At 44.5% G+C, this 21,525-nt stretch carries 24 protein-coding genes; 6 read left to right on the forward strand and 18 right to left on the reverse strand.

Going from position 1 to position 21,525, the window contains the following annotated elements; genetic code table 11:
* Nucleotides 1–164: 164 nt before the first annotated feature.
* From tig to ODU39_RS08885, 4 genes are all read right to left on the reverse strand, one after another.
* Complete coding sequence (tig, locus tag ODU39_RS08870) at nt 165–1,448, reverse strand: trigger factor (RefSeq protein ID WP_024406467.1); 1,284 nt, start codon at nt 1,446–1,448, stop codon at nt 165–167.
* 114 nt (nt 1,449–1,562) lie between these two features.
* Nucleotides 1,563–2,162 (reverse strand): DUF1349 domain-containing protein, encoded by a 600-nt coding sequence (locus ODU39_RS08875; RefSeq protein ID WP_136671852.1) that lies wholly within the window; start codon nt 2,160–2,162, stop codon nt 1,563–1,565.
* Between the two features lie 11 nt (nt 2,163–2,173).
* Nucleotides 2,174–2,503 (reverse strand): dienelactone hydrolase family protein, encoded by a 330-nt coding sequence (locus ODU39_RS08880; RefSeq protein WP_398580266.1) that lies wholly within the window; start codon nt 2,501–2,503, stop codon nt 2,174–2,176.
* Nucleotides 2,504–2,861: 358 nt separating this feature from the next.
* On the reverse strand, nt 2,862–3,419 hold the full coding sequence (locus ODU39_RS08885) for a TetR/AcrR family transcriptional regulator (protein WP_398580267.1): 558 nt from the start codon (nt 3,417–3,419) through the stop codon (nt 2,862–2,864).
* A 113-nt stretch (nt 3,420–3,532) separates the two neighbouring features.
* On the opposite strand from ODU39_RS08885, the gene ODU39_RS08890 reads away from it, so the two are divergent.
* Entirely contained in the window at nt 3,533–4,201 is a 669-nt protein-coding gene (locus tag ODU39_RS08890) for an HXXEE domain-containing protein (RefSeq protein WP_398580268.1), read from the forward strand.
* Nucleotides 4,202–4,313: 112 nt separating this feature from the next.
* Here ODU39_RS08890 and ODU39_RS08895 read toward each other — a convergent pair whose 3' ends face one another.
* Nucleotides 4,314–5,198, reverse strand: coding sequence for an alpha/beta hydrolase (locus tag ODU39_RS08895; RefSeq protein ID WP_398580269.1), 885 nt, complete (start codon nt 5,196–5,198; stop codon nt 4,314–4,316).
* Between the two features lie 144 nt (nt 5,199–5,342).
* The gene (locus ODU39_RS08900) at nt 5,343–6,362 is read right to left on the reverse strand and encodes an alpha/beta hydrolase (RefSeq protein WP_398580270.1); all 1,020 of its coding nucleotides are present in this window, start codon (nt 6,360–6,362) and stop codon (nt 5,343–5,345) included.
* A 117-nt stretch (nt 6,363–6,479) separates the two neighbouring features.
* Between ODU39_RS08900 and ODU39_RS08905 the strand changes: the two genes are divergently transcribed.
* On the forward strand, nt 6,480–7,010 hold the full coding sequence (locus ODU39_RS08905) for a TetR/AcrR family transcriptional regulator (protein WP_105257140.1): 531 nt from the start codon (nt 6,480–6,482) through the stop codon (nt 7,008–7,010).
* A 6-nt stretch (nt 7,011–7,016) separates the two neighbouring features.
* Here the strand turns inward: ODU39_RS08905 and ODU39_RS08910 are convergent, their stop codons facing one another.
* From ODU39_RS08910 to truA, 7 genes are all read right to left on the reverse strand, one after another.
* Nucleotides 7,017–7,853: an alpha/beta fold hydrolase gene (locus ODU39_RS08910; RefSeq protein ID WP_398580271.1), complete on the reverse strand. Its 837-nt coding sequence runs from the start codon at nt 7,851–7,853 to the stop codon at nt 7,017–7,019.
* Between the two features lie 11 nt (nt 7,854–7,864).
* Nucleotides 7,865–8,866 carry an NADP-dependent oxidoreductase gene (locus tag ODU39_RS08915; RefSeq protein WP_398580272.1) on the reverse strand — a complete coding sequence of 334 codons (1,002 nt, stop codon included), beginning with the start codon at nt 8,864–8,866 and terminating at the stop codon, nt 7,865–7,867.
* Nucleotides 8,867–8,942: 76 nt separating this feature from the next.
* Nucleotides 8,943–9,371 (reverse strand): Rrf2 family transcriptional regulator, encoded by a 429-nt coding sequence (locus tag ODU39_RS08920; RefSeq protein WP_105148118.1) that lies wholly within the window; start codon nt 9,369–9,371, stop codon nt 8,943–8,945.
* A 105-nt stretch (nt 9,372–9,476) separates the two neighbouring features.
* Entirely contained in the window at nt 9,477–10,040 is a 564-nt protein-coding gene (locus ODU39_RS08925) for a TIGR01440 family protein (RefSeq protein ID WP_136670773.1), read from the reverse strand.
* On the reverse strand, nt 10,021–10,506 hold the full coding sequence (locus ODU39_RS08930; protein WP_398580273.1) for an ECF transporter S component: 486 nt from the start codon (nt 10,504–10,506) through the stop codon (nt 10,021–10,023). Before ODU39_RS08930 ends, ODU39_RS08925 begins: the two co-directional genes overlap by 20 nt.
* Nucleotides 10,496–11,257 carry a bifunctional hydroxymethylpyrimidine kinase/phosphomethylpyrimidine kinase gene (locus ODU39_RS08935; RefSeq protein ID WP_398580274.1) on the reverse strand — a complete coding sequence of 254 codons (762 nt, stop codon included), beginning with the start codon at nt 11,255–11,257 and terminating at the stop codon, nt 10,496–10,498. The genes ODU39_RS08930 and ODU39_RS08935 overlap by 11 nt, the downstream gene beginning before the upstream one ends.
* Complete coding sequence (truA, locus tag ODU39_RS08940; RefSeq protein ID WP_398580275.1) at nt 11,247–11,996, reverse strand: tRNA pseudouridine(38-40) synthase TruA; 750 nt, start codon at nt 11,994–11,996, stop codon at nt 11,247–11,249. Before truA ends, ODU39_RS08935 begins: the two co-directional genes overlap by 11 nt.
* Before the next feature lie 169 nt (nt 11,997–12,165).
* Here truA and ODU39_RS08945 point away from each other — a divergent pair, with 169 nt between their 5' ends.
* From ODU39_RS08945 to ODU39_RS08960, 4 genes are all read left to right on the forward strand, one after another.
* Nucleotides 12,166–12,621, forward strand: a complete 456-nt coding sequence (locus ODU39_RS08945; RefSeq protein ID WP_014636557.1) for a Fur family transcriptional regulator — start codon at nt 12,166–12,168, stop codon at nt 12,619–12,621.
* Nucleotides 12,622–12,784: 163 nt separating this feature from the next.
* The gene (locus ODU39_RS08950) at nt 12,785–14,653 is read left to right on the forward strand and encodes a heavy metal translocating P-type ATPase (protein ID WP_172033076.1); all 1,869 of its coding nucleotides are present in this window, start codon (nt 12,785–12,787) and stop codon (nt 14,651–14,653) included.
* A 131-nt stretch (nt 14,654–14,784) separates the two neighbouring features.
* Nucleotides 14,785–15,309 (forward strand): hypothetical protein, encoded by a 525-nt coding sequence (locus tag ODU39_RS08955; protein ID WP_172033075.1) that lies wholly within the window; start codon nt 14,785–14,787, stop codon nt 15,307–15,309.
* A gap of 1 nt (nt 15,310) precedes the next feature.
* Nucleotides 15,311–15,526 carry a helix-turn-helix transcriptional regulator gene (locus ODU39_RS08960; protein WP_014637449.1) on the forward strand — a complete coding sequence of 72 codons (216 nt, stop codon included), beginning with the start codon at nt 15,311–15,313 and terminating at the stop codon, nt 15,524–15,526.
* Nucleotides 15,527–15,557: 31 nt separating this feature from the next.
* On the opposite strand, the gene ODU39_RS08965 is transcribed toward ODU39_RS08960, so the two are convergent.
* The 5 genes from ODU39_RS08965 to dnaJ all read right to left on the reverse strand — a co-directional run bounded on the left by ODU39_RS08965 (nt 15,558) and on the right by dnaJ (nt 20,868).
* Nucleotides 15,558–16,229, reverse strand: coding sequence for an amino acid ABC transporter permease (locus tag ODU39_RS08965; RefSeq protein WP_014637448.1), 672 nt, complete (start codon nt 16,227–16,229; stop codon nt 15,558–15,560).
* Between the two features lie 90 nt (nt 16,230–16,319).
* Nucleotides 16,320–17,195 carry a transporter substrate-binding domain-containing protein gene (locus tag ODU39_RS08970; RefSeq protein ID WP_044761820.1) on the reverse strand — a complete coding sequence of 292 codons (876 nt, stop codon included), beginning with the start codon at nt 17,193–17,195 and terminating at the stop codon, nt 16,320–16,322.
* Between the two features lie 123 nt (nt 17,196–17,318).
* Nucleotides 17,319–18,767, reverse strand: coding sequence for an amidase (locus ODU39_RS08975; protein WP_398580276.1), 1,449 nt, complete (start codon nt 18,765–18,767; stop codon nt 17,319–17,321).
* Between the two features lie 10 nt (nt 18,768–18,777).
* Complete coding sequence (locus ODU39_RS08980) at nt 18,778–19,605, reverse strand: lipoate--protein ligase family protein (RefSeq protein WP_398580277.1); 828 nt, start codon at nt 19,603–19,605, stop codon at nt 18,778–18,780.
* Between the two features lie 126 nt (nt 19,606–19,731).
* The gene (gene dnaJ / locus ODU39_RS08985; RefSeq protein WP_024406452.1) at nt 19,732–20,868 is read right to left on the reverse strand and encodes a molecular chaperone DnaJ; all 1,137 of its coding nucleotides are present in this window, start codon (nt 20,866–20,868) and stop codon (nt 19,732–19,734) included.
* Between the last annotated feature and the right edge of the window lie 657 nt (nt 20,869–21,525).

Below are 21,525 nucleotides of genomic sequence, written 5' to 3' on the forward strand. Positions count from 1 at the left end.
ATATCATAATAGTTAAAAAATTGGGTTAAAAACTTCCTTTTTGTGCGCCCTAAATACAAAAACTATTCCCGTCTTATCATCAACTGCTCGGACGGGAATAGTTTCTTTTATTGCTTAAATGCTTAACCTAATGACATTGGACCAGAGTCGAGTTTTCCAAATAATTATTTTACAGTTGCAGTGCTTGTGATCACTTCTACAGCTTTCTTCACAGCGATGTCGTGTTTAAGCATTTCTGGTGAGAGCAAGCTACGAACTTGTGCGACTTCCATCTTGTAAGTTGCTGCCAAGTCTTCAATTTCTTTGTTGATTTCTTCTTCAGTTGCTTCGAAACCTTCTGCTTTAGCTACTGCTTCAACAACCAAGTTTGTCTTAGTGCGTTTTTCAGCATCTGCTTCGTATTGTTTATGAAGGTCTTCACGAGTTGTACCAGTGATTTGGAAGTACATATCTGGTGAGATACCTTGCTGTTGCATACCACCCAAGAATTCATTGATTGCACGGTGAACTTCTTCGTGGATCATTTCTTCTGGCAATTCAACGATTTCAGCGTTTTCTACAGCCAATTCAAGAGCTGCTGATTCAACTGCATCGTCAAAGGCAACTTCTTTTGCTGCTTCCAATTCTTTACGGTACTTGGCTTTCAACTCATCAAGTGTTTCTACTTCTTCGTCGATGTCTTTTGCCAATTCGTCATCCAAAGCTGGAACTTCTTTTGCTTTTACTTCGTGGATTTTTGTTACGAAGAGGGCTGGTTTTCCTGCAAGGTCAGCTGCTTGGTAGTCTTCTGGGAAAGTCACTTCAACATTTACTTCTTCACCAGCTGCGTGGCCTACCAATTGTGCTTCAAAACCTGGGATGAATTGACCTGAACCAAGTCCAAGTGAGAAGTTCTCACCTTTACCGCCGTCAAATTCAACGCCGTCGATTGAACCTACAAAGTCGATAACAACTGTGTCGCCTTCAGCTGCTGGGCCTTCTTTGATAACCAATTCAGCCAAGTTGTTGCGTTCGCGTTCGATTTTTGCATCTACTTCTTCGTCAGATACTTCTTTAGTTGCTTCTACTGAAACTGCCAAGTTTTTGTAGTCACCCAATTTTACTTCAGGTTTTGTCACAACTTCAGCAGTGATTGTCCAGTCTTGGCCTTTTTCCATAGATACAACGTCGATTTTTGGTTGTGCAACGACTTCAAGACCAGCTTCAGCAACTGCTGCTTCATAAGCTGCTGGTAACAGAGCGTTTACTACATCTTGGTAAAGTGCTTCTTCACCAAATTTTTGGTTGAAAACGGCACGTGGCAAGTGACCTTTACGGAAACCTGGAAGATTGATATCTTTCTTAACTTTGTTGAAAACGCGGTCCAATTCTGGTTTGATTGCATCTTGACCGATTGTGAAAGTCAAAACGCCGCGGTTTGTTTCTTTTGCTTCAAATGATACAGACATTCTGTCATTCTCCTTAAAATTTTATTGCATACTCTTCATTATACCACAAATGACAAGGATTTCAACGATTTTATAATGGACTTTCGGGAAATGGCAGAGCTGGAAGCTAATCTTCTAATCTGGTTGCTGTCCGTCGTGAGCCAGCCACTTGCAGTCAGTCAAACTCATTTCGGAGAAGACGGCTTCAAAAGAAGAATCTTCTGGCGAGCAGGCATAGATTCCAAAATGGATTTTACCACTGCCTTCATGTAGGTGACAAATCCGCATCTGCTCAAAATGGACACCATCTTTAGAGTTTTCGATGCAGAAATCACTACCCCGTCGGCTCAAACGGTAATAGATTGACTTGACAGAAGCAGGTATTTCCTGAGTTGCCCAGTCTGAAAAACCGTGATTGGTCACGACACTGCCCAAGTGCTGAAAGTCTTCATTTTCATACTCAATCGAGCCCTTAATCCAGTTTTCCGAGTCCTGATAGACCACGACACCACACTGGTCAAAGCGGGTATGACTATTGGAAAAATCCGTCTTAACCGTAAAGGAGAAATACTCTTCCTCCGTATCCATCAAGAGCAGGGGAGCATTGTCATTGACAAAATGGTAATAGGTCTTCTGCCACAAGTCCGTATGAGCTTGGGTTGTGATTCTGATTTCCTTGTCTGAAATCTGGTAGTTTTCTGGCTCTCGCACCCAGTAAAAATTCTTCGTGTTCATTTGATCTCCTTTCATTTTTGACTGTCTAACCAATCACCGATTGCTGCTTCTGCCTGTCTCGCCAAGTTTTCCTGCTCTGCATTGACCACTTGGGACATATCCGTCGTCGCCCCTGTCAAGCCTTCGGGATTGTTGGACTCGATGAAACTGTGGACGGCTTCTGGATACTCAATGACATCCACCGTGCGACCCGCTTCTTTCATATCTTCTATAAAGGGCTTGGCCTTTTGGGAAATGGGGTCCTGACCTGCCAAGTCAAACTGTTCCTTGACCAATAATTCGCTGGCAAGGGCTGCATAGTTGGCACCTGCCGAATAGCCGATAATGGAAAACTGAGTCAAATATACTCCATAGGACAAATCAAGGGAGATTTGATATGATTGTCACTAAAATTCACCCCATAAAATTTACTCTCCATTTTGCAATTGACTATAAAAAAACAGATGGTCAAACGCTCCTTTCGACACATATGTGTTTCCCTACTACTGCTCATTTACAATTCTTACAAACTCGAAAAGAGAATAAAGTAAATGGAACTGTTCTAGCGCGACACCTGAATCAATCCTTCTGACCTGGTGAAGTCGACCGAGAAACAGCCCATAAAATTGGACTTAAACTCTGTAAAAACATCTTAATTGTTTCTAAAGAATTATCAATACTCTCCCATTGAATTATCTTTAAAAACATCAGTCATATAAATTATTGCATATCACCTAATATTTGAAAAACTTTTTCAGAGTAAGTCTTCCGAATCATCTCAGCCAATTGTTCAGACGATATTAGCTTACCACTTTTATACCAAGTTGTTATGGTGCTAAATGCTCCTGCAATATAAAATTCTAGAATGAAATGTTTCTCAGGATCAGAATCATCAACTTGAAATAATGTTTCGAGTGAACTTTGCAATCTTTGCTTGAATTTATCAACATAGAGGGGTGAGTTAAGGGAATTTAAAAGCGTTGATAGATAGCGGTCATTATCCTGATAAAATTGCTCAATAATAGCTGTAAAATCAGATAAATTGCCAAGAATTACCGTTTGATAGGTTTCCCATTGATCAAAAATCTCATTTTCGATTGCATCAAGAATATCATAAACGCTATCAAAATAACGATAAAAGGTACTACGATTATAACCTGCAGTTTCAATAACTTGACTGACTGTGATTTTGTCAATCGGATTCTGACGGTATAAGATACAGAAGGCATCCATAATGTCCCCCCTCGTCCGTGTCCTTCTATCTGGTTGCTTATTCAAGTGAGTTCCTCCATTTTGCAACACTTTGGCCTAAATTGTTTCTTGATACAGATTCAGCCGAATACTATAATTATAACACACAGTGTTTCATTATCAAAAAAAGGAGAAACTCAATGAAATTTATCAATAATCACTGGTACGACCTCTGCGGTTTACTCGCCATTCCAGTAGCAATTTTTGCTATCCTCAATTATGAAAACATGCCGACCTTGCAGTTGCTGGCACTGCTCAACTTTATCGTTATTCTGCTCCACCAATTTGAAGAATACCGTTTTCCTGGTGGCGGCCAAGCCTTGCCAAATACCATCCGAGGTAAAGATGCAATTCATGATCGTTACCCACTTAATCAGCAAAATGCAATGGCTGGAAATCTCTTTGTGAGCCTTATTTCTTACACCTTGCCGATTTTCTTCCCAAATCAAATTTGGTTAGCCTTGATGCCCGTCATACTAGGGTGTTTCTTCCAAGTTATTATGCACATTATTATCGGTGGTTTTAAATATAAGCTCTACTATAACCCTGGTGTAATTGCAGTTGTCTTTGGCCATGTTCCTATCGGTATCTACTTCTTCTGGTATACCATTTCGAATAACCTAATTGGTTTCTGGGATATTATTTTGGGACTAGTTTATATGGCATTCTCTGGCTTACTCTATACCAAACTCTTCTATGGCAAAATGGCAGATAAAAATACACTTTACCCATTTACACAAGACGAAATGAACCGTTTCGACATGTACAAAAAAATTACAACAAGTAAAGCCTACTTAGATGAAAAATAATTTATTACATACTGTGTCAACCTTTGGTCACAACCAAAGGTTTTTTGATAAGTATGATATCATTCCATCTTTTGTCACTAAATCAATAACTCTTTCAGAAAAAGTTATAACTTCATTTTGCTTTCAACCATTTCAATATATCAGCTTCTGCCTGTCTTGCCAAGCTTTCCTGCTCCGCATTGACCACTTGGGACATATCCGTCGTTGCCCCTGTCAAACCTTCGGGGTTGTTGGACTCGATGAAGCTGTGGACGGCTTCTGGATAGTCGAGGACATCCACCGTGCGACCCGCTTTTTTCATGTCTTCTATAAAGGGCTTGGCCTTTTGGGAAATGGGGTCCTGACCTGCCAAGACAAAAAGCGTTGGTGGGAAATGCTCCCCTTGATTTCCCACAGAAAGTCCCGTCGTCCAGGGATAAGCCATAATCAAACCTGCTAAATCAAACTGTTCCTTGACCAATAATTCACTGGCAAGAGCTGCATAGTTGGCACCTGCCGAATAGCCGATAATGGAAAACTGGGCCGGATCCACTCCATAAGCAGCCTTTTCCTTGGCGAAATACAAGACCGTATCCTTGATTTCCTCTGCTCCGTAGGAAATGGGTTGGACGTCCGCCTTGGTATAATTGACCGTTACAATGACAGCCTGCCATTGATCCGCCAGTCGCTGACTTTGCGTATCCAGGACATCCGCATCTCCTCCGACAAAACCGCCACCGTGGACATTGACCACCAAGGGAAGCAGAGTTTGACTGGCCTGACTTGGACGGTAAAGGTTGACACGAACAGGCTCTTTTCCAGGTCGCTTAATCACCAATCGCTCTCCTATCAGCTGACTATCAGGCTTCACCAAGACTGCTCGGTGGGCTTGATTGTTTGCACGATAGGACTGCAAGAAAACAGTAAAACCGACCAGCAAGAGTAGACTAAGCACTGTCCAGAGGGACAAGAGGATCAACTGGATTTTCCATTTCCTAGGTAGTTCTCTAAACTTCATCTTATCCCACCATTACCTGTATCAAAGACCCCAAGGTCAGCCAAAAATAGAGTAAGAATAACAGAGGTAAGAGCACCGCCGCAATTCGTAAGGCAATCATCCATTTACGCCACTTGGGTGGCAAATCGTGTAAGGTTTTTAATTTCATTCTTTCGTTCGTTCTTCTAAAAATGTCATCATACGGTCAAAGGCTTCTGCAGACACAGGGTCGTTTCGCAAATTTGACACAAAACCATGCGGTTTTTCCAGTCCTTTTTCTGCTAAGGGATCGACCAACTCATGAACAACATCCGCCTGTTTCAAGGCCTGTTGAAGCGTGATTAGGTCGGTACGGTATTCACTGCCCAAAAGGAAACTTGCTGGATAATCCTTGGTCACATGGAGAATCGGATTGTAAGCATTGATTTCTTCCTGACTGAGATAAATGGTCTCCGCCACGTAGTTGCCCACCAGCATCTTGGCTCCCAGAGAAAGCTTGGGATAATCCAAAGGGGCATCATCAATGACTAAGGCTTTGACCTGTTCTTTTGCGATACTTGGCTCGATGTTCAATAGCTGAGCGTAGTCCGGATTGGCTAAGATACTGCCATATTGGGCAACCATGATTGCACCTGCAGAGGATCCCATTAGAACGACATTGTCCATATTCAGATGATATTCCTCAGCGTGTTTCCTCATGTAGTCAATAGCCAGATTCATCTGAATGAGGGGCGTTGGAAAGTGATATTCTGGCACAAAGGCGTAGTCTACATTTACCACATTATACCCTTTTGCCACCATATCATCAATCAAATAAGTCGCTTCACTAGCTGCCAACGGATCACCCATATTTTTACTTCCTGCAAAGAAGCCTCCACCATGAAAATAAAAAAGCGTTGGACGGTCAGCGTCTAGATTTGAGTCTGGATAGATAATATCTAAAAAGCTATTGGGATATTCCTTGCTATAGGCAATCTCACTTTTCAGATAGTGACCATTTTCTTTCGGACCGTCAATAGCTTCATAAAGAGGATTATAGGAATTGGGCGAACTGGACTTGTAAATCATCTTTTGAATAGCACCTACTACCAACTGCGGATGATTGGTAACTGTCACATAAGCAACCAGGCCCAAACCTGCTACAATTCCAAGTAACCACAAGAGGTATTTTTTTATCTTTTTCATACACAATTCCTTTCTTTTTTACATCAGACTTGTGAAAAAACTAGGAGTATTATATAATGAAAAAAAGAGTGAGACAAGTGTCTCACTCAAAATAAGACAGAAAGCGAAAAATGTCTCATGAAAGAATACTATGTAGAAAACCAGCTGAGCCAGACCCTGATTCAACTTTTACAAGAAAAAGACCTCCACAACCTGACGGTCAAGGAGGTTTGCTTGAAAGCCCAAATCGGACGAGCATCCTTTTATCGTTACTATTCTTCGCTAGAAGATGTCCTCTCCCAGCAATCCCGCCGACTCATGCAAGAATGGGGACGAGAGTTTGAAGTCAACCCGCAGTCCACACCTGATACTGTCTTTCAAAGTCTCTTTCAGCATTTTCAAGAGCATAAGGAATTTTACAGCATCCTCTACCGCTACCAGCTAACTCAAGTCATCGTGGATACTATAAAGGAAAAGATTGAATTAACAGCTGACCTGCCTAATGATGTCGCATACGGCAAATCTTTTTTCGCCTATGCCATTTTCGGCTGGATCAATGAGTGGATCTCACGCGGTATGCCAGAAAATCCCACCCAACTCAATCAACTCTTTCAAGAGCAGGCTAAGGTGATTTTGGGGACTTTGCAGACCTTGTATCGTCAAGAGTAGTGGGTACTATTCCTCCAAAAATGCGATTAACTCATTTGAAAACTCTTCTGCATTTTGGAAGATAGATCCGTGACCCGCATTTGGATAGATGATGAGTTGACTGTTTTTGATTTTCTCATGCATGATATAAGAGTTCTCAGTCGGAACTTGCATATCCTTGTCACCGTTGACGATCAGCGTTGGTCGCGTGATAAAGGCCATATCTTCTTGAGGATCTCTCCCCCAGCGTTTGATTGCCTTCAGCTGGGTTAAAAATCCTGGGACATTCATGTCCTTGTCTGCATACTCGGCTTTTCTTTCTCCCATACGCCCCAAAACTTTTTCAGCTTCCAGTAGTCCTGCTTTATCGTGGCTGTAGAAGATGTAGCGTTTTGGATCCACACGCTCCAGACCAGCCTTCAGCATATAGCGGAAGGTTTTTCCTGTCACCTTATCCACTTCAACACCGCCACGAGGTCCTGTTCCTGCAAGAATCAAGCGGTTAACCATTTGACTATCAAGACGAACGATTTCTTGGGCAATAAAACCACCCATAGAAAGACCGAGTAAGTTAATTTTCGTATGCCCCAAGGCCTTGATAATAGCATGAGCCTGCTCTGCCATTCCTGGAATCGTAGGAGCTACCTTGCCTTGCCTGGCTCCGACGCCAGGCAAATCAAGGACAATGACATGCTCTTTTTCAGCTAGTAAGTCTAGCAATTTTGGATCCCAGTTATCCAAGGTTGCGGCCAAGTGGACCAACATGACCAAGGGCAGTTTAGACTTGCCCTTTCCCAGCTCACGATAGGCAATCTGATTGCCAGCGACAGTAATGTATTGATTTTTGGTTGTGATATAAGACATAAGTACTCCTACTATTCAAAACTGAGGACAGTTTTTCCACGTGAGCGACCATTTGCGACCTTGTCCAAGGCTGCGTTGACTTCTTCAAATGGGTAAACGGTGTCGATAGACGGTTTGATTTCCAACTTGCTGAAAATGTCTGCTACTTCTTGTAGCTGTTGCCCATTGCTTTCTACGAAGATGAAATGGTAGTGTACGCCGTAGCTTTCCGCCATTTTGTCAAACTTGCGACCAACCAAGTCAAGCAGGATTTGTTTCCATTTTGGCAGGTTCATGCGTTTGGCAAATTCGCCATTTGGCATGGCACGGAGGGAAACCAGGTGACCACCTTTTTTCATGATTGACATTTGTTTCTCAGTTTCTGCACCACCAAGCGTGTCCAGCACATAGTCGATTTGGGAGAGGATTTTGGTGTAATCTTCTGTCTTGTAGTCGATAAACTGGTCAGCACCCAGCGCCAATACCCGCTCTGCATTTGCCCCATCACCGTTGGTAATGACCGTCAAGCCCTTGGCTTTAGCAATGGGAATAGCCATCCCGCCGACACCGCCTGTCCCGCCTGAGATGAAAATGGTCTTGCCTGCCTCTGCACCCATGAGGTCCAGTGCCTGCATAATGGTCAGGGCAGTCAGGGGAACGGCAGCCGCTTCCACATCCGTCAGATAGGCAGGAACTTTAGCAAGGGCAGCAGCCTCTACCGCCACATACTCGGCAAAGGCACCGATGTTGTCGAGGGGAAGACGACCGAAGACACGGTCACCAACTGCAAAATTAGTCACACTTGAGCCGACTTCTGCAACCAAACCAACGACTTCATTACCCGCTGTTTGTGGCAATTTGTAAGGCACAATCAACTTGACTTCACCACGAGAAATCATGTTGTCTAGAGGATTGACACCTGCTGCGGTCACTTTGACAAGGACTTGGTCTGGTTTGATGTCTGGTTTAGCAATGTCAGTTAGGTTAAGTACGATATTGTTTTTGTTATAAGATGTGTGTTGTGCTGCTTTCATGAGTTACTCCTTTTTATTAACAACTTGTATCTGATACAAGTCTAAGTTGTACGAAATAGAAACTGACTTGTGAAAGTCAGTTGGAATTTTTTGCCTCTTGATACAAGTTAGCAATGACCTGGGCCAAGCTTTCTTGGGATAATCTGTCCTGCAAATCCTGCTCAATGGTCACAAAGATTGGCTGGACAGCTCCTGCAATGTGCCGACCAACTGGGCAGGATTGATTGGCGTGCTGGTGCTGTTGAAAGAGCTGGATATGCGTGACTTCCTGGGTGGCATAGTAGATGTCCAGAAGGCTGATGTCCGCCGGATCCTTGCTCAACTCATAGCCAGCCTTGCCCTGCTGGGACTGGATGATACCCGCATTCTTCAAGAGAGCGATGACCTTGCGGATATAACTAGCATTGGTACCGACACTGGTTGCCAAGGCCTGCGATGTCATGACATCACTGCTCTCGCTAATCATGGCCAAGATATGCAGAGCTACTGAAAATTTGGTGTCCATGGAAACCCTCCTTTTGAACTTGTATCAACTACAAGAACAAGTTTAGCATAAAAGAATTTCCTTGACAAGTCATCTGCTCAAAAAAATCACAACCTCTGGCTGTGACTATTTTTTCCGTATCTGATCTTCCAGATAAGCCGCGCGCGCTCCGCCGATCAGTTTAGGGCGGCTGGCAAGGGCGGTAACATGGGCTTGGCCGATCTCACGCAAGCTCGTTCTAATTGGCACTTGGACGTGCTTGATGTGCATCCCAATCGCCGTATCGCCGATGTCCACACCAACCTGAGCGGTGATAAATTCCACTTCGACTGGATCCTTCATATACTTGAAGGCTGCCAACTGTCCAGAGCCTCCTGCATGAAGGGTGGGGAGGACATTAACAATTTCCAAATCTTTCTGGATAGCCAATTCACGCTCTACTACTAAGGCACGATTGAGGTGTTCACAGCCTTGGACAGCTAGGTAAATGCCCTTGGGAGTCAAAATATCCAGAATGGTTTCGACAACGGCTTCGCCAACCTCCAGACTGGAATTTTTGCCAATATGCCCTCCAATGACCTCACTAGAAGACAAACCTAGTACAAAAATCTGACCCTTTTGAAGATTGCTGAGTTCTAAAACCTCTTCGACAACTTGCTTGGTCTGCTCCTTAATTTCCTTTAATGACATGATTTACTGCACCAATTCTTTCTATTGCCTGAGCCAAGATATAACCTAGCACCAAACCAACTGTGTTTTGCAGAGTATTGCTCATCAGACTTGTAACAGCGTCAGCTACATTATACATGAAACTAGATGCCACAAAGTAGCCACCAATCATGGAAAGACTGGCAAGAACAATTCCAATTAAACGTTTCTTGCCTGTCCAGCCTGCAAAATAGCCCTGAGCTCCGTGGAAAAGCAAACTAAAGAAAGCCCACTGGGGATAGCCCAGCAAGAAGTCAATCAGAAGCCCTGACAGTCCGCCGACAATGGCTCCCTCTTTCTTGCCCAAGTAAAAGGCGGTAAAGAAAACTCCAACATCCAGCAAGGATGTAAAGCCATTTGGAGTTGGTACATGGATAAATGCTAGAACCAAGGTCAAAGCTGTTAGAATGGCCAGCAATACAAGTTCTTGCGTCTTTTTATTTCTCATACTGAATCACCCCATATTGATCTGATTTTAAGATGGCTGCATGGACAAAGTCCTTGGATAATTTGACTGCTTCCAAAGAGTCCTGTCCTAGCAAAAGCTGACTGGCAATGCTGGACGCAAAGGTACAGCCCGCACCCACATTGTTTTCTGAAAGCAGGGGCGACTTAAGCACCACCACTTCCTGCCCGTCATAGTACACATCGACAGCTTGTGAACCTCCCAAGCGGTTGCCTCCCTTGATGACCACCGACTTGGCCCCCAAGTCATAAAGTGCCACCGCAGCCTGCTCCATCTCTTCCACCGTTTGGATGTCTTTTTGGAGCAATAGCTGAGCTTCTGCCAGATTTGGCGTGATGATGCTGACATAGGGAAGGAATTTCAAGAGTTCATCCCTCAGTTGGCTGACCTCGGTATCATGCGTTTCCTTACAGACCAAGACCGGATCCAAAACCACTGGAATATCCTGATGAGACTTGATAAAATCCAAGGCCTGCTCTGCTATTTCCACCGTCGGAAGCAAACCAATCTTAATAGCTGAAAAGTGCACATCCTTCAAACTAGCCAGCTGCTGAGCAAACACCGCTGCATCTGTCGGAATAACCTCAAAACCTTTTTCCGTCATAGCTGTCAAGCAGGTCACCGCCACAAAACCATGCAGGCCATGGACTGTGTAGGTGGTCAGGTCTGCATGGAGGCCGCCGCCGCTGAAAATATCATTGCCCGAAAGCGCCAAAATATACTTAGTCTTCATAGATAATCTCCTTTAGATAGAGGCCGTTGCCTGCCGCAGTTGGACCTGCCAATCCACGATCTTTTTCTGCCAAAATCCGCTTAATCTGCCCCACAGGCATGCGACCATTACCAATTTTCAGCAGGGTCCCCACCATATTCCGCACCTGCTTGTACAAAAAGCCATTGCCTGAAAAGGTAAAAATCAAGAACTGGCGCCGCCGGTCATACTCCATGGTCGCCGCCGTAATGGTCCGCACCTTGTCCTCGACCGAGGTCCCTGATGCCGTAAAGCCTGTGAAGTCATGGGTCCCCACTAGGTCCTGAATAGCTTCTTCTATCAAGCTCAAATCCAAATCATAGGGATAGAAAGTCGCATAGTGGCGCATCATAGGATTCTTGGGCCGGCCAATGTCCACCAGAAATTCATAGGTCTTGCTGTGCTTGGCATAGCGGCAATGAAAATCATCCGCCACCTGCTCCACCTGGACCACATCAATGTCCTCAGGGGTTTGGGTATCTAGGGCAAAGCGGAGCTTCTCAACATCTCGACTGCCAGCCAAGTCAAAGTGTATAACCTGACCGTAGGCGTGTACTCCTGCATCTGTCCGACCTGCACCATGAACAGTTACTGGCTGACCACTATTGAGTCTTACTAACGTTTTTTCGATTTCTTCCTGAACTGTACGAGCATGGGGCTGGCGCTGAAAACCAGAAAAATCATGTCCGTCGTAGGAAATAATTGCCTTATATCTTGTCATATTTTGATTGTAGCACAGGAAAAGTAGGTAAACAAGTCAGGAGACACCAAACTGTCCTATGACAACAGATTTCCTGTCTCAAAATTGACACAACCTCCCAAATACACTATAATGAAACTGAATATTGTATCTTAGAATTTTTATAAAATAGTAACGAAAGGAGGAAACTATGGAACTCCATTCTCACCTCAATGCAGAAAACCAAACTGCTTTTGAACACGTCATCCAACATCTAAAAGAAAAGGGTGTACGCATTACCGAAACTAGAAAAGCAGTCGTTGCCTACATTATCGAAAGCGATGACCATCCTAGTGCTGAGATGATTTATCAAGATCTACTACCTAACTACCCCAACATGAGCCTGGCGACTGTTTACAACAACCTCAAACTTCTATTGGAAGAAGGGTTTGTGACTGAATTGAAACGGACCAATGATAATACTACTTATTACGACTTTATGGGGCACGAGCATCTCAATGTTATTTGTGAAGTCTGTGGAAAAATCACTGATTTCATGGATGTAGAAATCCCGAGCTTGAAGAAGGAAGCTCATACCCAAACTGGTTACAAAATTACAAAAGAGGTGCTATCCATCTACGGCATTTGTCCTGATTGCCAAGGCTAAAAGACGAATATCAAAGCGGCTTTCTGTCGCTTTTTTTATTTTTCCTTTGAATTATCAGAATATTATTATTTAGAATTATTATAAATAACTTGACTTTCTTTTTATAATTGTTATAATTAACTTAATTAAATGATAATGATTCTAAATAAGGAAACAGCAAACTATGACACTCGTAACCAACCTCAAACAACACAGTCACATCATCACGACCGCTCTCTGCTTGGCGCTCATTCTAATGGGTATCCTTCTGCTCCAGACTGGGCAGGGATGGGCTCCTATCTTCTTCATTTCAGCCTTTGTCATCGGTGGCTACCAGTCAGCCAAGGAAGGTCTGACTGAGCTGATTTTCGACAAGCACCTGTCTGTTGACCTCCTTATGATTTTGGCCGCTATCGGATCTGGTCTCATCGGCTACTGGATGGAGGGAGCCCTGCTCATCTTTATCTTCTCCCTTTCTTCTACTCTGGAAGAATTAGCCATGGAAAAAAGCAAGAATGCCATCGCAGCTCTGATGAACATGACGCCTCCAACGGCTCGCAAAATCGAGGAAAATGGTGACATCACTATCTTAGACACCGCAGCCATCCGCATCGGCGACCTCCTGCAAGTCCGCAAGGGTGACACGGTCCCACTGGATGCTACCCTCATCAGTCCGCAATCCATCTTTGACGAATCCATGATTACAGGCGAACCACTTCCTGCGGAGAAAATGGCTGGTGCTGCTGTTATTGGTGGTACTATTAACCAAGGTCCAACTGTGACCGTTCAAGTTACAGCTGAAAAAGGCGATGCCCTCTTCGATAAAATCGTCCAAATGGTTGAAAATGCCCAAGAATCCAAATCAAAAACGGCGACTTTCATTGAAAATATGGAAGATACCTATGTGAAAGTTGTCTTGGTGGTGGTACCGCTCTTTATCCTCTTTGCTCATTTTGCTCTGGGTTGGAACTGGTTGACTGCCTTCTACCGTGGCATGATTCTCTTGACCATTGCTTCTCCATGTGCGCTTGTGGCTTCTTCTTCACCGGCGACACTTTCTGCAATCAGTCGTGCGGCACGCAAGGGCATGATTATCAAAGGTGGTGACATTGCGGATAAGATCGCCAATTTAGAGGCAATCGTCTTTGACAAGACCGGTACCCTGACCATTGGAAAACCTGAAGTTGTAGGAGCAACCTATCTTGGCGATGAAAAACTCATCAAGCAGGTTGTTCAGGCAGTTGAAAAACAATCAAGCCATCCGATCGCTCAAGCTCTCATGACCTATACGGCTGACAGCTCTGCTATTGCCCTCCAAAGCCTAGAAGACGTGACCGGAAAAGGCTTGGTGGCGGGCTATCAAGGCGACAGCTGGAAAATCGGTAAGGCGGGCTTTGTGGTGGATAGTTTGGTGAGTCCCTTGTCTGCTGACTTGCTGGCACAGATCGATGAGGCAGAAAGCACTGGGAAAACCCTGGTCTATGTCAGCCAAAATGATGTGCTGACGGCGATTTTCATGGTGGAAGATAGTTTGAAGCCAGAGAGCAAGCAGCTGATTGCTCAGTTGAAAGAAATGGGCGTGACGCCAATTCTCCTGACGGGCGACCAAGAAAAGACGGCTCGTTATGTGGCGAGTCAGGTCGGTATTGACCGTGTGATTGCCAACTGTCTGCCGACGGATAAGGCTGCTGTTATCCAAGAATTGCAAACCGAGTTTGCGTCTGTCGGGATGGTGGGCGACGGTATCAACGATGCTCCTGCCCTGGCCCAAGCCAACGTCAGCTACGCTATGGGAAGCGGAACGGATATCGCTATGGAGTCTGCCGACATCGTGCTCATGGAAGACCTGACACGGATTCCCTTCTCCATTCGCCTGTCGAAGAAAATGCGGAGCATCATCAAGCAAAATATCATCTTTGCCCTGTCTGTTATTGCCCTTCTTATCATTTCTAACCTCTTCCAGTCTATCAACCTACCGCTCGGCGTGGTGGGCCACGAAGGATCAACGATTTTGGTGATTTTGAATGGCTTGAGACTCTTGTATTTTAAATAGCTTCAAACCGCCAGTTGCTTGGCGGTTTTGCTTTTATTTTTTTAAAAAAACGCTTGCATTTCAGAAATTATTGTTTTATGATAATTTTGAAGATAATATTATCATAAAACAATAATAATTGGAGGTTTGCTATGAAAAAAAATCTACTCAAAACAGCAGGATTGGTTGCTGCATGTGTTCGCTTTTTCTTCTATTTTTTGATTGCCCTTTATACCTTCTTTACATTGGCAGGTTTTAGCGGGGATTCTTTTGTAACACGTTCTTGGGAATACACCTTTAACAAACCCATTGACCAGATTGGTGTTTGGCTCATTCTTTTAACAAGTGGATTGATCTTAATCGTCTTGGCGGCACTCAGTCACATTGCCTACTTGATTCAAAAGCTATGCAAGATATTTCTGGAAGAAGATTATTTCGCTTCAGCGAGTCTGGAACTGTATCAGAAACTCTTCATCAGTTTGCTCGTCCTGACTGCTGGGCAATTTTGCCTAACCAGCTTGATTGCCCTGACAAACGCTACTGGACCAACCAACTTCCTCAATCTGCGTTGGTCAGATTTCATCCTCAATGCTCTCTTTATCTTCCTGACTTATTTTGTCTGGACCTTAGTACAAAAGGGGCAACAACTTGAAACCGAGAATAGCGAGTTTATCTGATATGGAAATGATTCGCGTAAACTTAGACAAGGTCCTCAAAGACCGACAAATGACTTCCAAGGACTTGGCGGAGCAAGTCGGTATCACCGAAGCCAACCTGTCCATTCTTAAGACAGGCAAGGCAAAAGGCATTCGTTTCAATACCCTGATGAGCATCTGCCGAATCCTAGACTGCCAACCAGGAGATATTTTGGAATATGTGCATGAAGACAACTAAAAAAAGAAAAAGCCTGGGGCTTTTTCTTTTTTTAGTAGGTCGCCAAGCGTTTTTCCAAATGCACCTGTCCGACAGCATAAAGGGTGCAGATAACCCAATAAATGAGAGCCACACAAATGTAAACGGTCATGTAGTCCGACTTGGCTCCGCCGACTATTTTTGCCTTATTGAAAATCTCTGGTACAGTAATCATGGCTGTCAGAGAGGTACTTTTGACCATGTCTAAGAGAACGTTGCTAAGAGGTGGAAGGGCAATGCGAAAGGCTTGGGGAATGATGATTTTTCGGTAAATCACATTGGTCCGCAAACCCAGGGAACGTGCCGCTTCCCATTGCCCCTTATCAATAGCTGAAAGAGATGCACGAATAATTTCAGAAATGTAGGCACTGGACATGGAGGTAAAGGCGATGATAGAGGCTGTTATGGCATCTAACTGCAATCCCATAAAGGGCAAGCCAAAATAAATGAAGAAAAGAAGAACCATGAGGGGAATGCCACGCATGAGAGAAATATGGGTCATAGCCAACCAACGCAAGGGTCCAAACTTAGACATCCGCATGAGAGCTACAAAAAATCCACAGAAAGTCCCCAAGGCAAAACCAATTAGGGATAGGGATAAAGTGTAGGGAAGTCCCTCCAAAATCTGCGGAATAGCCTCTCTTGCAATATCTGCATTAAAAACTGCCTGCCAGTTAATATCCATATCTTCTCCTCTTTCCTAAAAACCAGATAGACCTTGCCAGTCTGGGACTGACAAAGTCTATACAAGATGCATTTAATTTGTTACTAATTCTTATTCAACTTCGATAACTGGCAATTTATCAGCATTTTCAACAGGGATTGTCAAATCTTGTCCTGCATAGTATTTCTCAGAAATTGCCTTCAAAGTTCCGTCAGCTTTCATTGCTTCAAGAGCTTCGTCAATTTTTTCTTTCAAGCTTGTGTCAGCCTTGCTCATGACAATACCTTGTTCAGTTGGATTGTATTTTGCATCACCCATCTTCACTTTGATGTCTGGGAAGTTGGCATTTACCCATTTGATGGCCATGACTTGTGTGTAGTAGTCGTTTGGAATGAAGTCTGTACGACCTGTTGATACATCACGCAAATAGACATCGTTGGTTACGTTGTCATAGATAACTGGCTCTGCACCTTGCTTTTCAGCAATTTTCATATACTGAGTACCTGCACCACCACCAGCTTTTTTACCAGTCCAGTCGCTCAAGTCAGCTGCTTCGATTCCTGATGAACCATCTTCACGGACGATGTAGCCACCAACTGAATACTTGTAAGGGATAGAGAAGTTATACTTTTCCTTACGTGCTTCTGTCATGTCAAAGTTGTTAACAGAAATATCAACCTTGCCACTATCCACAGCTGTAAAGGCTTCTGCCACACCGATTTCTTGGTATTCGATTTCCAATTTCAAACGTTTACCAATTTCATTGATCATGTCAATTTCATAACCGACCAATTCTTTAGCATCGTTGTAGTAAGAAGTTGGGAAGAGGGTACCTGGTGTAGCAACCTTCAAGACACCTGCTTCTTGTACTTTTTCCCATTGAGTCTGTTCAGCAGAAGAACTGCTAGTATTAGAACTTGAGCTAGAACATGCTGCCAAGGTCAAAGTAGAAACCAAGAGAGCTGAGGCCAAAACTTTTTTCAACATAAAACAATCTCCTTTGGAAGCCATAGCTTCCCTTTTACTTTTCCGGTGTTAACCCACCAACTTTTACAGGTTAACATTTTGAAAACGTTTTGGCAAATAATTGAACTGAAAAAATGAATTCCCTTACAAGTTGAGTAAACCTGCTGCCTCCATTTGGTCTGCCAACTGCAAGAGTAAATCCTCTCGTCCCTTGGCTGCTGTCAATTGGATGCCGATTGGTAAGCCGTCAGCCCGTACATAAGTTGGCAGAGAAATGGCTGGCTGACCACAAATATTGGCCTGCTGCGTAAAGGGGGTCAGGGCTAGGCTGTCCTCGAACATTTGCCAGATCAGGTTCTGCTGCTCTTCCATGGAATAGTTCTGGGTGTGCTTGAGGTGGTCCAGCAAATCTGCTGGCAGGTCAAATTGCCCATGCTTGGGCGCTACATCAGCCACTGTCGGTGTCAGAAGGAGGTCGTAATACTGGTGGAAACGCGCCATGTCAGCTCCAAACTGGTCCCAGTCCAAGAGGGCCTTGGAGTGCAATTTGGCTGGAACGGTCTGTCCACTCTGGTAAATGGCCCAGGTCATGACTTCCATGTCATCAGGTGTCATGGACCGACCCAACCCTGCCTCTATCTCTTCAAACATCTGGGCCGTCTCGATGCTGTTCATCAGGTAGAAGGATTTCATCAGGGCCACTCCATCCAGAGGATATTCTGACAACTCCACCAGCTCATGCCCTAAGTCAGACAAGTGACGACAGGCTTTTTGAACCGCTTCTACCGCTTCAGGACTGACCTTGCTCCCTACTGGAGACTTGCTATAGTAGGCGATTTTTAGGGGGCGAGACAATTTTCCAAACACCTCCTCTTCGCTCAGCTTGGCAAGGGGAAAGGGGGCTTCCAGCTGATAATCCTGGAAATGGTAGAGCAGACGCTGGGTATCGCGGACAGACTTGGTCAGGGCAAAATTGACAGATGCCCCCTGCCAGCTACGATAAGACTTAGGTCCAACTGGAATCCGACCACGACTGGTTTTGAGCCCGATCAAGCCATTGAAAGAGGCTGGGATACGAATAGACCCACCACCATCCGATGCCGCAGCAATAGAGACCATGCCTGAAGCCAGTGCTGCAGCTGCTCCACCACTTGATCCACCAGCATTGCGACTGGGCTCCAAGGGAAGATTGACAGGACCATGCAGGCTGGCATCTGAGATATTTTTGAAGCCGAATTCTGGCGTGTTGGTCCGACCGACAATGATGAAACCCAAGTCCTTCAAGCGTTGGACATAGGTATCGGTATGGCCTGCTGGTCGACCAGCAAGCAGGCGAGAACCTGCAGAAGATGGCTGCCCCTTTTCATTTTGCCCCAGATCCTTCAGTAAGAAAGGAACTCCTGCAAATGGCTTGCCCAGATAGTCTTCTTTCTCCGCTTCTTTCAGGGCTTCATCATATTGCTTGCTGACAACCGCATTGAGGGCGGGATTGAGCTTTTCAATCCTGTCAATGGATTCTTGCACCAACTCCTTGGCAGAAACCTGTTTTTGATTGACAGCCTGGGCCATAGCTGTCGCATCTTTCCATTTCATAGATTTTCTCCTAAATTCCATATTTTTCCATAGACTGCTTGATGGTCTTTCCCAGCGCCATAAAATCAGCCATGTTGTCCGACGAAGGATAAAAGGTGGTCAGAAAAGCTCCGTTTTCAATCAAGACACGCTCAATTCGTGTTTTCATATCCTCCACCGTCACATCCTGACCGACCAAGTCTGACAAATTGGCCATCGAATCCGGATTTACTTGCGGAAATCTGTCCGATACTTCTTGCGGAGCAAAACTTGCTGCATAAAATTCAGCCACCACTTGCCCTCGTTTGACTTGATTGCCTGATACACTGATATAGGCAGAAATAGCAATGACCTCTTGGTAAATCCGCTGAGCCAATCCAGCAAACTTCCGACCAGAGATACTGAGGTCGTAGGTCCCAGGACAGTAGGAAGTTGTCACCTCACCACTGACCACCTCGAAGGGAAAATCCGAAAGCGCCTGAGCAATCAAATCCACCATAACCTGATAAGACTCCCGCAAATCGACTTTATGACCAGAAGGATTAGGCAAAATCAGAGTGACATTTAATATCCCTTCATCAGCAACGACTGCCAAACCGCCCAAACTCCGAATGATAGGACTGTAGCCTGCCTGACCAATACTGGCTAAGCCCTTGTCCAGCTGGGCAACCTGACTGTCCATCATCCCCAGAATAACCGTTTGGTCCATGGGCCAAAAATGTAAAATCCCTATATCTGACTGACGATTGACCTCGCGCAAAAAGACCTCGGTCCACACCAGCGGCCCCTGTTTCAAACCCGTCAAGCCAGACCGATCTTCGTATTTTTTTATGGCCTTATTCTCAACCCAAGATTTCATTCGTAAGCGTTCTCTTTCAAATTACTATATCTTATTTTAACACAGAGCCTGTGATGCGTCGGAGAAAATGCCCAGAGTTTTTTCTGAAAAAGAAAGGAGACTGGAGTTTCCAGTCTCATCTTAGAATTATAAATCCTCAAAGGCATCTTTTACCTTGTCAAAAAATCCTTTTTTATGGGGTTTGACATCAATGTTTCCTGCTGCCGCGAATTCTTTAAGAGCTGCTTTTTGGCGGTCATTCAAACCTGTCGGAGTGACGATATTTACTGTGACATATTGATCACCAATAGCTCCACCACGAACACTTGGGGCACCTTTTCCTTTGAGTCGGAAGGTCTTACCAGTCTGGGTACCTTCAGGAATGACCATATCCACATCACCGTGAACCGTTGGCACATGAACTGTATCTCCAAGTGCTGCTTGGACAAAGTTGAGGTTCAGTTTATAGTGAATAGTGGTCCCTTCACGTTCAAACTTGTCTGAAGGTTGGACCTGAATGACAACGTAGAGATCTCCATATGGACCTCCATTGAAACCTGCTTCACCTTGACCTGCCAAGCGAATACGTTGACCAGTTTCCACACCAGCTGGCACCTTAACCGTCACAGTATGGGCTTGTTTTTCATGACCAGTTCCATGACAGGTTGTACATGGGTCTTTGATTTGTTTTCCGCGACCATGACAGACATCACAGGTCATTTGACGGCGCATGGTTCCAAGTGGAGTTTGGGTGTCCACATTGATCACTCCAGAACCATGACAACGCCCACAGGTTACTGGACTTGTTCCAGGTTTGGCACCTGAACCTGTACAGGTTCGACAAGTTGCCTCACGGTTATAGGAAACTTCACGTTCCACACCAAAAATCGCTTCTTCAAACTTCAAGTTGACCGCATACTGCAAGTCATCCCCTTGACGAGGTGCATTAGGATTGCGCGTCGCACCGCCTCCACCAAAGAAGCTAGAGAAAATGTCTTCAAAGCCACCGAAACCTGCTCCGTCGAAACCACCAAAGCCACCAGCTCCTCCGCCGAAGCCTCCATTGGCACCAGCAGGACCATACTGGTCATAGGCAGACCGTTTTTGCGGATCACTCAAGGTCTCATAAGCCTCCTGGACCTCCTTGTATTTATCCTCCGCACCCGGATCCTTGTTAATATCTGGATGGTATTTCTTTGAAAGCTTCCGATAAGCCTTCTTAATCTCGTCCTGAGAAGCGCTCTTAGAAACACCAAGACGATCGTAAAATTCAGTATTGTTCATAGTTTATGATACAAAAGGCGTCAAGAAAACCGTATGAAAATAGGAAACTGACACAGTGTGTAAAACACACTAGGTAGTTTATCTTTTTCACTAGGTTTTTAGCCTGTGTTCGAATTACCGAACTTGTATTCCTTTCTTTGAAATGTTGAAAGTAGCCCGTGTTCGATTACGAACACATTCCTTTCTATGAAGATATTAAGCCGTTAAGCGACTCAAAGAAAAATAGGGAGTGAAAGTGTCCAGTGGACACTTTCAGCCCTGTCGCACAAAAATAATAAGCGACAGGTATTCCTCAAAAAGTCTATCCCCAGACTTTTTGACTTTTTCATAGAGTCGTAGGCGTATTCAATTCTGTAAAAGTTAGAAGGGTATTTACCCAAAAACAGAGGCTGGGTTGCAACCTCTGTGATTGGAAATTTTATTGACGAATGATTTCCATTCTCGAGAAGATGAGAACTGAGTTCGAGCTAAGAACTTCGGAAAAAATGATTTTCCGAACCCTAGATACTCAAAGAAATTCAAGACTAGGCTAGGCAACTGGACGAAGATTGAACTAGAGTTCATCGAGGAGAGTTAACAAAGCCTAGTGAAGAATTTCGTGGCTCGGGATAAAACAATTCCCAGACCAACTGCTCGTTTCTGAATTCCTATTCTCGA

This window comes from Streptococcus sp. 2021WUSS126, from assembly GCF_044427255.1.
GTDB classification, from domain to species: Bacteria; Bacillota; Bacilli; order Lactobacillales; family Streptococcaceae; genus Streptococcus; species Streptococcus hashimotonensis.

Excerpts from the sequence above, each read along its gene's own strand:
- tig (WP_024406467.1), bottom strand. The coding sequence starts at position 1,448 with ATGTCTGTATCATTTGAAGCAAAAGAAACAAACCGCGGCGTTTTGACT.
- ODU39_RS08875 (WP_136671852.1), bottom strand. The coding sequence starts at position 2,162 with ATGAACACGAAGAATTTTTACTGGGTGCGAGAGCCAGAAAACTACCAG.
- ODU39_RS08890 (WP_398580268.1), top strand. The coding sequence starts at position 3,533 with ATGAAATTTATCAATAATCACTGGTACGACCTCTGCGGTTTACTCGCC.
- ODU39_RS08895 (WP_398580269.1), bottom strand. The coding sequence starts at position 5,198 with ATGAAGTTTAGAGAACTACCTAGGAAATGGAAAATCCAGTTGATCCTC.
- ODU39_RS08900 (WP_398580270.1), bottom strand. The coding sequence starts at position 6,362 with ATGAAAAAGATAAAAAAATACCTCTTGTGGTTACTTGGAATTGTAGCA.
- ODU39_RS08905 (WP_105257140.1), top strand. The coding sequence starts at position 6,480 with ATGAAAGAATACTATGTAGAAAACCAGCTGAGCCAGACCCTGATTCAA.
- ODU39_RS08910 (WP_398580271.1), bottom strand. The coding sequence starts at position 7,853 with ATGTCTTATATCACAACCAAAAATCAATACATTACTGTCGCTGGCAAT.
- ODU39_RS08915 (WP_398580272.1), bottom strand. The coding sequence starts at position 8,866 with ATGAAAGCAGCACAACACACATCTTATAACAAAAACAATATCGTACTT.
- ODU39_RS08920 (WP_105148118.1), bottom strand. The coding sequence starts at position 9,371 with ATGGACACCAAATTTTCAGTAGCTCTGCATATCTTGGCCATGATTAGC.
- ODU39_RS08925 (WP_136670773.1), bottom strand. The coding sequence starts at position 10,040 with ATGTCATTAAAGGAAATTAAGGAGCAGACCAAGCAAGTTGTCGAAGAG.
- ODU39_RS08930 (WP_398580273.1), bottom strand. The coding sequence starts at position 10,506 with ATGAGAAATAAAAAGACGCAAGAACTTGTATTGCTGGCCATTCTAACA.
- ODU39_RS08935 (WP_398580274.1), bottom strand. The coding sequence starts at position 11,257 with ATGAAGACTAAGTATATTTTGGCGCTTTCGGGCAATGATATTTTCAGC.
- truA (WP_398580275.1), bottom strand. The coding sequence starts at position 11,996 with ATGACAAGATATAAGGCAATTATTTCCTACGACGGACATGATTTTTCT.
- ODU39_RS08945 (WP_014636557.1), top strand. The coding sequence starts at position 12,166 with ATGGAACTCCATTCTCACCTCAATGCAGAAAACCAAACTGCTTTTGAA.
- ODU39_RS08950 (WP_172033076.1), top strand. The coding sequence starts at position 12,785 with ATGACACTCGTAACCAACCTCAAACAACACAGTCACATCATCACGACC.
- ODU39_RS08955 (WP_172033075.1), top strand. The coding sequence starts at position 14,785 with ATGAAAAAAAATCTACTCAAAACAGCAGGATTGGTTGCTGCATGTGTT.
- ODU39_RS08960 (WP_014637449.1), top strand. The coding sequence starts at position 15,311 with ATGGAAATGATTCGCGTAAACTTAGACAAGGTCCTCAAAGACCGACAA.
- ODU39_RS08965 (WP_014637448.1), bottom strand. The coding sequence starts at position 16,229 with ATGGATATTAACTGGCAGGCAGTTTTTAATGCAGATATTGCAAGAGAG.
- ODU39_RS08970 (WP_044761820.1), bottom strand. The coding sequence starts at position 17,195 with ATGTTGAAAAAAGTTTTGGCCTCAGCTCTCTTGGTTTCTACTTTGACC.
- ODU39_RS08975 (WP_398580276.1), bottom strand. The coding sequence starts at position 18,767 with ATGAAATGGAAAGATGCGACAGCTATGGCCCAGGCTGTCAATCAAAAA.
- ODU39_RS08980 (WP_398580277.1), bottom strand. The coding sequence starts at position 19,605 with ATGAAATCTTGGGTTGAGAATAAGGCCATAAAAAAATACGAAGATCGG.
- dnaJ (WP_024406452.1), bottom strand. The coding sequence starts at position 20,868 with ATGAACAATACTGAATTTTACGATCGTCTTGGTGTTTCTAAGAGCGCT.